Here is a 13,261-nt window from a genome sequence, read left to right as displayed (position 1 = left end):
TCCCGGGGCATGCCGGTGCCGCCCCGGGGGAGCGCCCCGCCCCCGGCGGCGACGCCGCGGGCGGGGCGCGTCATCGATGAGCCGGCGTCGTCGTCCGTTCTGCATAGAATGAGGGGCATGACTTCAACCCAGGCATCGTCCAGCGGGATCCCTCCGGCGTCGCAACCCTCCGGCGCGGAAGCCGTCGATCACCGCGGGCAGGGGACCAGGGACGTCCCCTTCGGCATCATCACGGCCGCCGCGTGGTCCTGGCGGGTGCTGATCGTCCTCGTCATGGCCGGCGTGATCGTCTGGCTCGCGCGGCCGATCAGCACGGTCATCATCTCGGTCGCCGTCGCGGCGCTGCTGGCCGGCCTCCTGTTCCCGCTCGTGCGCTGGCTGCGCAAGCGCAAGGTCAACGCCGGGATCGCCACGGCGATCACCGAGCTGGGCGCGATCGTCGCCGTGATGGGCCTGCTCACGCTGGTGGGCCAGCAGCTCGTGGTGGGCTTCTCCGAGCTCTCCGACCAGGCGGTCGCGGGCTACCAGCAGCTGATGACCTGGCTCTCCGAGGGGCCGCTGCACCTCTCGGTCGATCAGGTGGACAACGCCCTGAACTCGCTGATCGAGACCGCGCGCAACAACTCCCAGCAGCTGCTGAGCGGGGCCGCGGCGGTGGGGTCCACCGCCGGCGAGGTCGGCGCGGGCCTGCTGATCACGCTGTTCACCCTCATCTTCTTCCTCCTCGAGGGGGAGCGGATCTGGCTGTTCGTCGTCAAGATGTTCCCCCGCAACGCCCGGCGCGCCGTCAACGGTGCGGGCCGGCGGGGCTGGAACTCCCTGGTCTCCTACGCGCGCATCCAGGTCTTCGTGGCCTTCGTCGACGCCGTGGGCATCGGGCTCGCCGCGTTCTTCCTGGGCGTCCCCCTGGCCTTCCCGCTCGGCGTGCTGGTCTTCCTCGGCTCGTTCATCCCCGTCATCGGCGCGGTGGCCACCGGCGCGGTCGCGGTCCTGCTGGCCCTGGTGGCCAACGGCCCCGTCAACGCGCTGCTCATGCTGCTCATGGTCCTGCTGGTCCAGCAGATCGAGTCCCACATCCTGCAGCCGCTGGTCATGGGCAAGGCCGTCTCGCTGCACCCGCTCGCGGTGGTGCTGGCGGTCGCGCTGGGCTCCATGGTCCTGGGGATCGTCGGCGCGCTGTTCGCCGTCCCGGTCATGGCGGTGCTCAACACCGTGGTCAGGTACCTCGCCGGCAGGCAGTGGGAGCACGACACGCAGATCCGGACGGAGCCGTTCAAGTATCCATGGGAGATCGCCAAGGCCTCGCGGAAGTCCGCCGCCCAGCGGGTCAAGGAGCGGATCTCGCGCGACTCCAAGGACGACGAGGACCAGGCGTCCCAGCAGGCGGACGACGCGGACACCGGCTCCGTGCGCGCGACGTCGCGGGACTAGTCTGGCTAGGGGCGCGCAGACGCGCGCTCGGTAAGGACTGAAGCATGCATCATCTGGAGAACCTCCCCGTCACCATCCAGGACATCGAGGCGGCCGCGCGGCTGCTGGAGGGTGTCACCGAGGTCACCCCGGTGGCCCACTCGCGGGCGCTCGAGCGGAAGATCGGCTCCCCGGTGCACCTGAAGGCCGAGAACCTGCAGCGCTCCGGGTCCTTCAAGGTCCGCGGGGCCTACACCCGCATGGCCAAGCTCTCCGAGGAGGAGAAGGCGGCCGGCGTCGTCGCGGCCTCGGCGGGCAACCACGCCCAGGGGGTGGCGCTCGCGGCGTCCAAGCTGGGGATCTCGGCGCGCATCTACATGCCCAAGGGCGCGGCCCTGCCCAAGATCGCGGCGACGCAGAGCCACGGCGCGGAGGTCGTGCTGTTCGGCACCACCGTGGACGAGGCGCTGGCGGAGGCCAAGCGCCACGCCGAGGAGGTGGGGGCGGTCTTCGTCCACCCCTTCGACAACGCGGACATCGTGGCCGGCCAGGGGACCCTCGGGCTGGAGGTCATCCAGCAGGTCCCGGACGTGGAGACCATCATCACCGGGGTCGGCGGGGGAGGGCTGCTGGCCGGGGTCGCGGTCGCGGCCAAGGCGCACGAGGAGCGCACCGGACGCAAGATCCGCGTGATCGGCGTCCAGGCGGAGCACGCGGCCGCCTACCCGCCCTCGCTCGCCGCGGACGCGCTGGTGCCGCTCAAGCGGATCTCGACCATCGCCGACGGCATCGCGGTCGGGCGCCCGGGGCAGCTGCCCTTCTCGATCATCAAGGAGCTGGTCGACGACGTCGTGACCGTCTCCGAAGACGACCTCGCCCGCGCCCTGATCTTCCTGATCGAGCGGAACAAGCTGGTGGTCGAGCCCGCGGGCGCGGTGGGCGTCGCCGCGCTGATCGACGGCAAACTCAATGAGCGCTACGGCAACCTCGGCTCGACCGTGTGCCTGCTCTCGGGCGGCAACATCGACCCGATGCTCATGCTCAAGGTCATCCAGCGGGGCCTCTCGGCCGCCGGCCGCTACCTCACCATCAAGATCATGCTGACGGACCGGCCGGGCGAGCTCGCGACGATCGCGCGGGTCATCGCCGAGTGCGACGCCAACGTGACCGGCGTCGACCACACGCGCGTGGGCGGCTCGCTGTCCATGGGCGACGTCTCGATCACGATCGACATGGAGACCAAGGGTAACGAGCACAGCAACGAGGTCCTCCAGGCGTTGGAGGCCGAGGGGCTGCGGCCCATCGTGGTCTCCTAGGGGGGGCGCCGTCGTGGTCCCCTAGGGGCCACTCTGTCGCGGTCCCCTAGGGGCTCCCTGCTGTGGTCTCCCGGGGGCCGTCCCGTCGCGGTCCCCCAGAGGGCTCCTGGGCGACCTCCTCGGGCGGCGCCGGGCACGGAAAAGGCCGCGACCCTCGGGTCGCGGCCTTCGCGCGCGGCGGGGGCGACGGCGCGGGGGCCGTCGTCGCAGGCCTAGTACGGCTTCGCGGAGATCACCTTGAGCGGGATGTCCTTGCCGTTGGGGGCCTCGTAGCTGAGCTGGTCGCCGACGCGGTGGCCGTTGATGGCCTGGCCCATGGGCGACTTCTCGCTGAAGACCTGGATGTCCTGGTCGCCGACCAGGGTCTCGGCCACCTCGCGGCTGCCCAGCAGGAAGGTCAGGGTCTTGCCGCCGATCTCGGCCTCCACCAGCATCCCGGGCTCGACGACGCCGTCGTCCGCCGGCTTGTGGCCGACCTCGGAGTGCTCGAGCAGGTACTTCAGCTGCGCGATGCGGCCCTCGTTCTTGCCCTGCTCCTCCTTCGCCGCGTGGTAGCCGCCGTTCTCGCGGAGGTCGCCCTCCTCGCGGGCGGCCTCGATGCGGTCGACGATCTCCTGCCGCTTGGCGCCCTGGCGCTCCTCCAGCTCGGCCTGGAGCCGGTCGTACGCCTCCTGCGTCAGCCAGGCGCCGGTTTCGGTGGTTTCTTCAGACATAGTCGCTCCTCGGGGTGACGCTGGGGCCCGGTGTGCGGGCCGCGGCCGGGCGGTCGGTTCCCGGCGACGTCGTTGCGGATAGATAAAACCCGCCACGGGATGCCCATGGCGGGATGCGTCGGTCCCCTGAGTCTATCGAGTGACGCAGCGAACTTCAGGAGATTTCGCCCCTAGCTGTCACGTGCCCAGCAGGAGTCGACGGTCACGGTGTGCGCGGGGGAGGTGGTCAGCAGCCGGACGTGGTGCGCCGAGGTGTGGTTGCTGAGCTGGTCCGCGGGCACCTCGCCGATGCTGACCTCGTCCCAGCCGACGATGGCGTGCTGGTCGTTGAGGGCCTGGACGGCGCAGGTCACGACGGCGTCGTCGGGCTTGGTCAGCTCGAAGTCGAGGCTGGCCTCGTCGGCGCTCTCGATGTCGAAGCTGACCTCCTTGAAGGTCGGGGCGTCCGCGCGGGAGGCGGCGATCCAGGCCGCGAAGGCCGCCGAGAGGATGATCGCGACGGCGGCGATGGCCAGCCAGGCGCGGGTGCCGAGCCGCCTCGGGGAGCGCCGCCGGCCGTATCGCTGGTTTAGAGTGGAAGACGTCAATTTTCTGAGAGTGCCTGCCGTCGAAGGGTGATCCCCTCGGGGCGGGCGCTGCGTCAGTGGTCACTGCGCGTGCCGTCCCGGTGAGGGTATCGTGGTCTCTCAGACCACTGTATCGAAAGGATGGGGTGTCAGGCTGTGCCAGACCCGCAGGAATCGGCTTCGGCCGCCGTCTCCGACCACGCATCGTCCCGCCCGGACTTCTCCGGGCTGAGGATCCTCGCGATCCACGCCCACCCCGACGACGAGTCGAGCAAGGGCGCCGCGTCGATGGCCTACTACGCCGAGCACGGCGTCCGGGTCATGGTGCTCAGCTGCACCGGCGGCGAGCGGGGCTCGATCCTCAACGCCGGCGTCGAGGAGAACCCCCGTTCGCACTGGGACCTGCCCGGCCTGCGTCACCAGGAGATGGCCAACGCGCGCCGGGCCCTCGGCGTCGAGCACCGTTGGCTCGGGTTCATGGACTCGGGTCTGCCCGAGGGCGACCCGCTGCCCCCGCTGCCGTGGGGCAGCTTCGCGACCCTGCCGCTGGAGCGCGCCGCCGCCCCGGTCGTGCGGCTCGTCCGCGACTTCAAGCCGCACGTGCTCCTCTCCTACGATGAGAACGGCGGCTACCCGCACCCGGACCACATCATGTCCCACAAGGTCTCGCTCGAGGCGTGGGACGCCGCGGGTGACGCCTCGCGCTACCCGGAGGCCGGCGAGCCCTGGCAGCCCCTCAAGCTCTACTACGACCGCGCGTTCAACGTGGACCGCTTCAAGGCCCTGCACGAGGCCCTGACCGAGCGCGGCATCCCCTCGCCCTACGCCGAGCGGCTGGCCCAGTGGGCGGAGTCCGAGCCGGAGGGCGCGCCCCCGGTCTCCCGGCACCGCACCACCACCCAGATCCGCTGCGCCGAGTTCTTCGACCGGCGCGACGCCGCCCTGACCGCCCACGTCTCCCAGGTGGACCCCTCGGGGTTCTTCTTCGCCGTGCCCCGGGAGGTCCAGCAGCAGGTCTGGCCGTGGGAGGACTACACCCTGGTGGAGAGCCGGGTCGAGACCACGACGCCGGAGGACGACTTCGCCGCGGGCGTCGACTACGCGCCCGAGCGGGAGACCGCCGGCGCCCGGGCCTCCGAGCGGGGCGCTGAGCGCCGATGACGGCCGGTGTGCTGAGCGCCGCGGCTGCCCTCCTCGCGCAGGGTCCGGGCCAGGAGTCGCCGAGCCTGAAGCCGGGGCTCGACCCGAACCAGGTGGCCCCCGGGACCCTGGGCTTCGTCATCACGTTCATCCTGGTGGTGGCGGTGGTCCTCCTGATCCTCGACCACACGCGCCGCCAGCGGCGCCTGAAGTTCCGCTACGACTACGCGATGGCCCGGGAGGCCGAGGAGCGCGAGCGGCGCGAGGGCGGGCCCGCCGGAGCGGCGGGGGACCGGGCGGCGTCGGGCGAGGCCCCCGCGCCGTCGGAGGCCCCGGAGGCCGAGGACGCCGGCCGGGAGGACGGGCGGCCCGGGGACCCCGGCGGAGCCCCCGGACGCTGACCGGGCGGACGCCGGCCGGCCCCATCTCGGGCGGCTCCAGTTCCCGGCCTGCTCCGACAAGCAGCTCCGTTCCCGGCCTGCTCCGTCACGGGTGCCCTATCCCGGGTGTCCCCGACTCGACCTGCCCCATTCCGGGAGGCCCCGTTTCGGGAGGACCCGTCCCGGGCGTACCCGCCCTGAGAACCCCGCGCGGTGCCCTCATCCCGCGTGGGGCCATCACCCCGCGTGGGGCCCTCAGCCCGCGTAGAGGGCGAAGACCACGGCGACGTAGTGGCTCGCGAACCCGAAGATCGTGAACACGTGGAACAGCTCGTGGAACCCGAAGACCCGGGGCGCGAGGTGCGGGCGCTTGAGCGCGTAGAAGACCGCCCCCGCGATGTAGAAGACGCCTCCCGCCGCGACCAGCAGCGTGGCCGTGGGGCTGACGCTCCAGAAGTCGCCGAGGTAGAACACGGCCATGAGGCCCATGACCACGTACAGCGGCGTGTAGAGCAGCCGGGGCGCGTGGGTCCAGAAGACCCGGAAGACGATGAGCAGCAGCGCGCAGCCCCAGACGCTCCACAGCAGGATCCCCGTGCGCGGCGGGGTCAGGAGCGTCAGCGCGAGCGGCGTGTAGGTCCCGGCGATGATGAGCGAGATGTTCGAGTGGTCGAGCCGCTTGAGCAGCAGCCGCGCCCTCGGGGACCAGTAGGCCCGGTGGTACATCCCCGAGACGCCGAAGAGGACGACGCTGGTCAGGGCGAAGACGGCGCAGGCCAGGGAGCGCTCGCCCCCGCCGGCCAGGACGATGAGCACGATGCCCGCGGCGAAGGCGACGGGGGCGAAGGAGGCGTGCAGCCACCCGCGCCACAGGGGCTTGCGCTCCAGCACGTCGGCGAACCGGTGCGCGGCGGAGCTGGCTACGTCCTCCGCGTAGGAGGCCGCCGCCCGGGTGGCCTGCTCGGCCTTGGCCCGCAGCCCCGCGGCGCGGCGCTCGAGGCGGTGGGCGCGGGCCAGCCTGCGGGCCTGGCGCCGGTCGGGGGCGTGCTCGCCCGCCTCCGGCGCGGATCCACCAGCCACTGCACTTCTCCTCGTCCGCGGGGTTCTCGTGGGTCCATGGTATCCACGGGCACCCGGGAATTCCCTGGGCGCGGCGTCGGCGGCCCCCTGTGGAGAACCGCCGGAACGGGGCGCTGAGCGCGGTACGGTTAGACTGGTCCGGCCGTTCCCGAGCCCCGCCGGGGGCCGCGGCGTCGTGCGGGGCATCAGAGCACCGGACGGGGAAGGACGAGGATGAAGCTACCGAAGCCTCTCTACGCGATCTACGAACGCAGGCTCGTCTCCTCGATCACCCCGGAGCGGCTCCCGCGCCACGTGGGCGTCATGGTGGACGGCAACCGGCGCTGGGCCAAGCTGATGGGCGAGCCCACCAAGCACGGGCACCAGAAGGGCGCCGAGCGGATCGTCGAGTTCCTGGGGTGGTGCCGGGAGCTGGGGATCGACGTCGTGACCCTCTACATGCTCTCCACCGAGAACCTCAAGCGCCCGGCGTCCGAGCTGGGCGACCTCATGAGCGTCATCGACGACCTGCTGCAGCAGCTGGGGGAGAGCGGCACGGCGCGCATCCAGCCCATGGGAGCCCTGGAGCTCCTGCCGGAGGCCCTGTACCAGAACCTCGAGCGGGTGGCCGAGCAGACGGCCGGGGCGCAGGGGCTGCACGTGAACATCGCGGTGGGCTACGGGGGCCGGCAGGAGATCGTCGACGCCGTACGCGAGCTGCTCGAGGACAGGGCGGACCAGGGCCGGGACATCCGGGAGATCGCGCGCAGCCTGGGCGCCGACGACATCTCGGCCTACCTCTACACCCGCGGCCAGCCCGACCCGGACCTGGTCATCCGCACCTCGGGGGAGCAGCGGCTCTCCGGGTTCATGATGTGGCAGTCGGCCTACTCCGAGTTCTACTTCTGCGAGGCCCTCTGGCCGGACTTCCGGCGCGTCGACTTCTTGCGCGCCCTCCGCGACTTCGCCAGCCGCCAGCGGCGCTTCGGCTCCTGACGCCGGGCGCCCCGCCGTGCTCGAGCTGCTCTCGGCCTGGTGGGGCGGCTCGCGCGGGTCGGGCGGCGTCGCGGCGGCCTGGCTGCTCGGGTGCGCCGCCCTCGCGGCGGGGTCGTGGGCGTGCGGCTGTGCCGGGCCGACGCCGTCGGGCACCGGCTGCCCCGGCGCTGGGTCGATGCCCTGTACCCCTCGCGGTGCTGCCCGCCGCCGCGGCGTTCCTGCTGGCGGGGCTGCCCGCGGCGCTGCTCGGAGGACTCGCCGGGGCGGTCCTGCACGCGGCTCCGCCGCTCCTGGCCCGGGCGGTCTCACCGGGGGCGGTGGGGCGCGGTGACCTCCGCCTCGCGCCGCCCCTCGGGGCGCTGCTGGGGATGGTCTCCCTTCCGCACGCGGCGGCGGGCCTCCTGCTCACGGCCCTGCTGGGCGGGCTGTGGGCGGGTGGGCTGATGCTCGCGGGACGGCTCGGGCGCCGGGACCGCATCGCGCTGGGGCCGTGGATGATCCTGGGGGCGGCGCTGGCCTGGTGCCTGGCCCCCGCCCGGCTGGTCTGAGCCGTGGGAACGGGAGGCTGGTCCGAGACCCGGGGCGGGCGGCGAGTAGGGTGGTCACGTCAGACCGCTGAAGCCGTTCCCCGCCGAGGAGGACCCGCATGCCCACCCCCGAGTTCGTGCTCAGGATCCGCGAGAAGATCGGCCACGACCTGCTGTGGATGACCGGGGTGACGGCGGTGATCTTCGACGACGCCGGCCGGATCCTGCTCTGCCGACGCTCCGACAACGGCGCCTGGACGCCGATCACCGGCATCGTCGACCCGGGCGAGGAGCCGGCGGTGACGGCCGCGCGGGAGGCCGAGGAGGAGGCCGGCGTCGTCGTCGAGGTCGAGGGGCTGGCCTCGGTCAAGAGCGATCCGCCGCAGCGGTTCCCCAACGGGGACCGCGTGCAGTTCATGGACCTGACCTTCCGCTGCCGGCACGTGGGCGGCGAGGCGCGGGTCAACGACGACGAGTCGACCGACGTGGCCTGGGCGCACCTCGAGGACCTGCCCGAGATGAACGCGCGGATGCTCCGCCGCATCCGGGACGCCGTGGAGTTCGACGGCGTCACCCGCTTCGTGCGCGCCGGGGAGTGAGCCCGCCCGTCGCCCGGATGCGACGAAGGCGCCGCCACCGGATGCGAGGGTGCCGCCACCGGGCGCGGCGGCACCGGTCATCGGAGGCGGGGGTGCCGCCACCCCGCACGGGAAAGCCCCCGCGAGGACCTCACGGGGGCTTTCGGCGGGCGGGGCCTGGACTAGCGGGTCACCACTGCCGGACCGCCTGGACGTTGCGCAGGTTGGAGCGGGCCATCGAGACGGCCTCGCCGGCGCCGCGGTTCAGCACGATCTTGGAGATCGCCGTCGCGAAGCCCCAGATCTGCTCGCCGCTGATCTCCGGCGGGACGGACAGGGACATCGGGTCGGTGATGACCTCCACCAGCGCCGGGCCGTCGTGGGACAGGGCGTCCTCGTAGGCCTTCTTCAGCTTCCTGGGGTCCTCGACCCGCACCGACCGGAAGCCCATGGCCCGGGCGATCTCCGCGTAGTTGGTGTCCGGGACGTCGACGCCGAAGTCGGCCAGCCCGTCCACCAGCATCTCCAGCTTGACCATGCCGAGCGTCGAGTTGTTGAACACCACGACGGTCACGGGCAGCCGGTAGGTCGCGAGCGTGATGAGGTCGCCCAGCAGCATCGACAGCCCGCCGTCGCCCGAGATCGAGACGACCTGGCGCCCGGGGTAGGCCATCTGCGCGCCGATGCTCTGCGGCATCGCGTTGGCCATCGAGCCGTGGAGGTAGGAGCCGATGAGCCGGCGGGTGCCCAGCGGCCGGATGTAGCGGGCCGACCACACGTTGCACATGCCGGTGTCCGCGGTGAAGATCGCGTCGTCGTTGGCCGTCTCGTCCAGCACCGAGGCGGCGTACTCGGGATGGATCGGCTGGTGCTTCTCGACCTTGCGCGTGTAGGCGCCCACGGCCTTGTTCATGATCTTGTCGTGCTTCTTCAGCACGCGGTCCAGCCACTTCCGGTCCTTCTTCTCGTGGACCAGGGGCAGGACCTTCTCCAGGGTCTCCTTGACGCTGCCCTCGATCTGGAGGTCGACGTCGGTGCGGCGGCCCATCTTCTCCGGGGCGAGGTCGACCTGGATCGTCTTGGTCTCGGGCAGGAACTGGTCGTAGGGGAAGTCGGTGCCCAGCATGATCATGAGGTCCGCGTCGTGGATGCCCTCCGCGGCCGCGCCGTAGCCCAGCAGGCCGGTCATGCCGACGTCGTACGGGTTGTCGTACTGGATGAAGTCCTTGCCGCGCAGCGAGTGGCCCACGGGCGCGGCGGCCTTCTCGGCCAGGGCGACGACCTCGTCGTGGGCGCCCGCGACGCCGATGCCCACGAACAGCGCGACCTTCCGCGCCGCGTTGATCTCCTTGGCCAGCTCGGCGATCGTGGCGTCCGAGGGCACCACGGGGGAGCGGCGCAGCTCGCCGATCACGGGCGCCTCGCCGCTGGCCTCCTCGTCGGCGAGGTCGCCGGGCAGGGTCACGACCGCGACCCCGGACTTGCCGACGGCGTGCCGGATGGCGCTCGCGAAGACCCGCGGCGACTGCGCGGTGGTGGAGACCAGCTCGTTGTAGACGGTGCAGTCCTGGAAGAGCCGGTCCGGGTGGGTCTCCTGGAAGAAGCCCTGCCCGATCTGGGTGCTCGGGATGTGCGAGGCGATGGCGAGGACGGGGGCCTGCGAGCGGTTGGCGTCGTAGAGGCCGTTGATCAGGTGCAGGTTGCCCGGCCCGCAGGAGCCCGCGCACACCGCGAGCTCGCCGGTCAGCTGGGCCTCGGCGCCCGCGGCGAAGGCCGCCGCCTCCTCGTGGCGGACGTGGACCCAGTCGATCCCGCCCTTCTTGGAGCCGCCGGTGGCGCGGACCGCGTCGACGATGGGGTTCAGCGAGTCCCCGACGATGCCGTAGATCCGGCGGACGCCGGCGCTGACGAGCTGGTTGACGATCTGTTCCGCGAGCTTCACAGTTCCTCGATTCCCCGGCCCGGTGGGCCGATCCATCCGATATGCGCTTCTGGTCTGTGCAAGTCTCCTCGGAACCGCGATATTCCGGTCCGGGGCGGCTTCAGTCCATCATCACACGGTGCTGCGACGCGCATCTCACCGCGAGTGGCCGGATCGGCGCGGATTCGCGCAGAGGGGAGGACGTTGCGGGATGGGCCGGGGCGGACATGAGAAAACCGGGCGGCGTCGTGGAATCGGGAAGTTCACGACGCCGCCCGGCCCGTACCGCCACCCCGAGGGGGAGCGGACCCGCGGGGGCTAGAAGGAGCCCAGCATCTTGGTCACGTCCAGGGCCTCGTCGAGCTGCTGCTCGGTGACCTCGCCCCGTTCGACGTAACCCAGTTCGACGACCGCGTCGCGAACCGTGGTCTTGTTGTTCACCGCGTACTTGGCGATCTTGGCGGCCGCCTCGTAGCCGATGAGCTTGTTCATCGGGGTCACGGTCGAGGGGGACGCCTCCGCCAGGAAGCGGGCCCGCTCGACGTTGGCCTCGAGGCCGTCGATCATCTTCTCGGCCATGACGGTCGAGGCGTTGCCCAGCAGGCGGATCGACTCGAGCAGGTTCTTGGCCATGACGGGGATGCCCACGTTGAGCTCGAACGCGCCGTTGGTGGAGGACAGCGCCACCGTGGTGTCGTTGCCGATCACCTGGGCGGCCACCTGGATCACGGCCTCGCAGATCACGGGGTTGACCTTGCCCGGCATGATCGAGGAGCCCGGCTGCAGGTCGGGGATCCGCAGCTCGCCCAGGCCGGTGTTGGGGCCGGAGCCCATCCACCGGATGTCGTTGTTGATCTTCATCAGCGAGTAGGCGATATTGCGCAGCTGCCCCGAGGCCTCGACGAGGCCGTCGCGGTTGGCCTGCGCCTCGAAGTGGTTGCGCGCCTCGGTCAGCGGCAGGCCCGTCTCCTCGGCCAGCAGCTCGATCACGCGCGCCGAGAAGCCGTCCGGGGTGTTGATGCCGGTGCCCACGGCGGTGCCGCCCAGCGGGACCTCGGCCACGCGCGGCAGCGAGGCGTCGATGCGCTCGATGCCGTAGCGCACCTGGGCCGCGTAGCCGGAGAACTCCTGGCCCAGGGTCACGGGGGTCGCGTCCATGAGGTGGGTGCGGCCCGACTTCACGACGTCCTTGAACTCCTCGGCCTTGCGCTCCAGGGAGGAGGCCAGGGTGTCCAGGGCGGGCTTGAGGTCGTTGATCAGCGCGCCGGTCACGGCCACGTGCACCGAGGTGGGGAACACGTCGTTGGAGGACTGCGAGGCGTTGACGTGGTCGTTCGGGTGGACCTCGACGTCCTGGCCCTCCAGCGCGCGCGTGGCGAGCGTGGCCAGGACCTCGTTGGTGTTCATGTTCGAGGAGGTGCCCGAGCCGGTCTGGAAGACGTCGACGGGGAACTCGGCGTCGTGGCGGTGGGCGGCCACCTCGTCCGCGGCGTCGCGGATGGCGCCGGCGCGCTCGGCGTCGAGCACCCCCAGCTCCTGGTTCGCGGTGGCCGCGGCCTTCTTCACCAGCGCGAGGGCGGCGATGTGGGCCGATTCGAGGGTCGAGCCGGAGATGGGGAAGTTCTCCACGGCGCGCTGGGTCTGCGCGCGGTAGAGGGCGTCCTTCGGGACGCGAACCTCGCCCATCGTGTCGTGCTCGATGCGGTAGTCAGCGGTGTCAGTCATGGTCTCCAGTCTAGGTCGTGGGGGAGGCGGAGGGGATTCGGGTCACAGGCCGCGGGAGGAGGAGACCAGCTCGGCCTTCCCGTCGCGCAGGTTGTAGAAGACGCCGAGGACCGCGGTGCGGCCCTCCTCGACGGCCTCGGTGATGATCTTGGACTGGTCGACCAGGCGCGCGGCGGACTGGCGGGTGTGCTCCCGGACCATGTCGTTGACCCCCACGGAGCCCTCCTCGGCCCCGTGGCGGCTCGCGATGACCGAGGGCATGATGGCCTCGACCAGGTCGCGGACGAACCCGGGGGGCATCTGGCCGGTCTCGGCGGCCTGCTTGGTGGCGCCGACCGCGCCGCAGGAGTCGTGGCCGAGGACCACGATCAGCGGGACGTTCAGCTCCGCCACCGCGTACTCGAGGGAGCCGAGCGAGGCCCCGCCCAGCACCTGGCCCGCGGTGCGGACCACGAAGGTGTCGCCGAGGCCGAGGTCGAAGATGATCTCGGCAGCCAGGCGCGAGTCGGAGCAGCCGAAGATCGCGGCGAAGGGCGCCTGCCCCTCCGTCAGGGACTCGCGGCGGGCCGCGTCCTGATTGGGGTGGGCCGAGGCGCCGGCCACGAACCGGGCGTTCCCCTCCGCCAGGCGCTGCCAGGCCTGGTCGGGCGTGAGCTGGATCGGTGCGTTCTCGTCTGCCATGGATCTCCCTTGTCGATCGGTTCGGTGGGTGGGAATCGTGGGGCGGGCCGGGCCGTGCCGAGCGGGGCCGGGCTGGTCCGGAGCCGGGCCGCGCCGGGGCGGGAGCGAAATCAGGCCGCGACCCCCGCCGATCCGGCGATCGCGGCCTGTCGGACACGCCCGGGCTGTGGTAAAGTCTTGTCTTTGTGTGGGTCCATCGGGCCCGCTCGTCACCACGGATCTTCCGTGCCAGTGCATAATGCCGCTACC

General features: G+C 71.7%; 13 protein-coding genes. 7 read left to right on the top strand and 6 right to left on the bottom strand.

Features of this window, described 5'->3' with window-relative positions; translation table 11 throughout:
- Positions 1 to 117 precede the first annotated feature (117 nt).
- Complete coding sequence (locus NBM05_RS12480; protein WP_254167978.1) at positions 118 to 1,431, top strand: AI-2E family transporter; 1,314 nt, start codon at positions 118 to 120, stop codon at positions 1,429 to 1,431.
- Positions 1,432 to 1,475: 44 nt separating this feature from the next.
- A complete protein-coding gene (gene ilvA / locus NBM05_RS12475; RefSeq protein ID WP_254167976.1) occupies positions 1,476 to 2,726 on the top strand; it encodes a threonine ammonia-lyase in 1,251 nt (416 codons plus the stop codon).
- A 212-nt stretch (positions 2,727 to 2,938) separates the two neighbouring features.
- On the opposite strand, the gene greA is transcribed toward ilvA, so the two are convergent.
- Positions 2,939 to 3,439, bottom strand: a complete 501-nt coding sequence (gene greA, locus NBM05_RS12470) for a transcription elongation factor GreA (RefSeq protein ID WP_254167974.1) — start codon at positions 3,437 to 3,439, stop codon at positions 2,939 to 2,941.
- Positions 3,440 to 3,609: 170 nt separating this feature from the next.
- A complete protein-coding gene (locus NBM05_RS12465; protein ID WP_254167972.1) occupies positions 3,610 to 4,026 on the bottom strand; it encodes a DUF4307 domain-containing protein in 417 nt (138 codons plus the stop codon).
- A gap of 135 nt (positions 4,027 to 4,161) precedes the next feature.
- Between NBM05_RS12465 and mca the strand changes: the two genes are divergently transcribed.
- On the top strand, positions 4,162 to 5,166 hold the full coding sequence (mca, locus tag NBM05_RS12460) for a mycothiol conjugate amidase Mca (RefSeq protein ID WP_373689334.1): 1,005 nt from the start codon (positions 4,162 to 4,164) through the stop codon (positions 5,164 to 5,166).
- Positions 5,167 to 5,174: 8 nt separating this feature from the next.
- The gene (locus NBM05_RS12455) at positions 5,175 to 5,546 is read left to right on the top strand and encodes a hypothetical protein (protein ID WP_254167970.1); all 372 of its coding nucleotides are present in this window, start codon (positions 5,175 to 5,177) and stop codon (positions 5,544 to 5,546) included.
- A 234-nt stretch (positions 5,547 to 5,780) separates the two neighbouring features.
- Here NBM05_RS12455 and trhA read toward each other — a convergent pair whose 3' ends face one another.
- Positions 5,781 to 6,605, bottom strand: a complete 825-nt coding sequence (trhA, locus tag NBM05_RS12450) for a PAQR family membrane homeostasis protein TrhA (protein ID WP_254167968.1) — start codon at positions 6,603 to 6,605, stop codon at positions 5,781 to 5,783.
- A gap of 213 nt (positions 6,606 to 6,818) precedes the next feature.
- On the opposite strand from trhA, the gene NBM05_RS12445 reads away from it, so the two are divergent.
- The 3 genes from NBM05_RS12445 to NBM05_RS12435 all read left to right on the top strand — a co-directional run bounded on the left by NBM05_RS12445 (position 6,819) and on the right by NBM05_RS12435 (position 8,706).
- Positions 6,819 to 7,580: an isoprenyl transferase gene (locus NBM05_RS12445; RefSeq protein WP_254167960.1), complete on the top strand. Its 762-nt coding sequence runs from the start codon at positions 6,819 to 6,821 to the stop codon at positions 7,578 to 7,580.
- A 194-nt stretch (positions 7,581 to 7,774) separates the two neighbouring features.
- The gene (locus NBM05_RS12440) at positions 7,775 to 8,128 is read left to right on the top strand and encodes a hypothetical protein (protein ID WP_254167958.1); all 354 of its coding nucleotides are present in this window, start codon (positions 7,775 to 7,777) and stop codon (positions 8,126 to 8,128) included.
- Between the two features lie 98 nt (positions 8,129 to 8,226).
- Positions 8,227 to 8,706: an NUDIX hydrolase gene (locus tag NBM05_RS12435; RefSeq protein WP_254167956.1), complete on the top strand. Its 480-nt coding sequence runs from the start codon at positions 8,227 to 8,229 to the stop codon at positions 8,704 to 8,706.
- A gap of 169 nt (positions 8,707 to 8,875) precedes the next feature.
- Here the strand turns inward: NBM05_RS12435 and NBM05_RS12430 are convergent, their stop codons facing one another.
- The 3 genes from NBM05_RS12430 to NBM05_RS12420 form a co-directional block, all read right to left on the bottom strand.
- A complete protein-coding gene (locus NBM05_RS12430; RefSeq protein WP_302183966.1) occupies positions 8,876 to 10,663 on the bottom strand; it encodes a pyruvate dehydrogenase in 1,788 nt (595 codons plus the stop codon).
- 261 nt (positions 10,664 to 10,924) lie between these two features.
- Positions 10,925 to 12,331, bottom strand: coding sequence for a class II fumarate hydratase (locus tag NBM05_RS12425; RefSeq protein ID WP_254167952.1), 1,407 nt, complete (start codon positions 12,329 to 12,331; stop codon positions 10,925 to 10,927).
- Positions 12,332 to 12,373: 42 nt separating this feature from the next.
- The gene (locus NBM05_RS12420; RefSeq protein ID WP_254167950.1) at positions 12,374 to 13,012 is read right to left on the bottom strand and encodes a carbonic anhydrase; all 639 of its coding nucleotides are present in this window, start codon (positions 13,010 to 13,012) and stop codon (positions 12,374 to 12,376) included.
- Between the last annotated feature and the right edge of the window lie 249 nt (positions 13,013 to 13,261).

The sequence above is a fragment of the Rothia santali genome (genome assembly GCF_024199905.1).
Lineage (GTDB): Bacteria > Actinomycetota > Actinomycetes > Actinomycetales > Micrococcaceae > Rothia > Rothia santali.
This window is presented reverse-complemented; position numbering and strand designations above follow the sequence as displayed.

Bases quoted from the DNA above. Each gene is read 5' to 3' on its own strand.
- ilvA (WP_254167976.1), top strand. From the start codon at position 1,476: ATGCATCATCTGGAGAACCTCCCCGTCACCATCCAGGACATCGAGGCG.
- greA (WP_254167974.1), bottom strand. From the start codon at position 3,439: ATGTCTGAAGAAACCACCGAAACCGGCGCCTGGCTGACGCAGGAGGCG.
- NBM05_RS12445 (WP_254167960.1), top strand. From the start codon at position 6,819: ATGAAGCTACCGAAGCCTCTCTACGCGATCTACGAACGCAGGCTCGTC.
- NBM05_RS12430 (WP_302183966.1), bottom strand. From the start codon at position 10,663: ATGGATCGGCCCACCGGGCCGGGGAATCGAGGAACTGTGAAGCTCGCG.
- NBM05_RS12435 (WP_254167956.1), top strand. From the start codon at position 8,227: ATGCCCACCCCCGAGTTCGTGCTCAGGATCCGCGAGAAGATCGGCCAC.
- NBM05_RS12480 (WP_254167978.1), top strand. From the start codon at position 118: ATGACTTCAACCCAGGCATCGTCCAGCGGGATCCCTCCGGCGTCGCAA.
- NBM05_RS12420 (WP_254167950.1), bottom strand. From the start codon at position 13,012: ATGGCAGACGAGAACGCACCGATCCAGCTCACGCCCGACCAGGCCTGG.
- NBM05_RS12425 (WP_254167952.1), bottom strand. From the start codon at position 12,331: ATGACTGACACCGCTGACTACCGCATCGAGCACGACACGATGGGCGAG.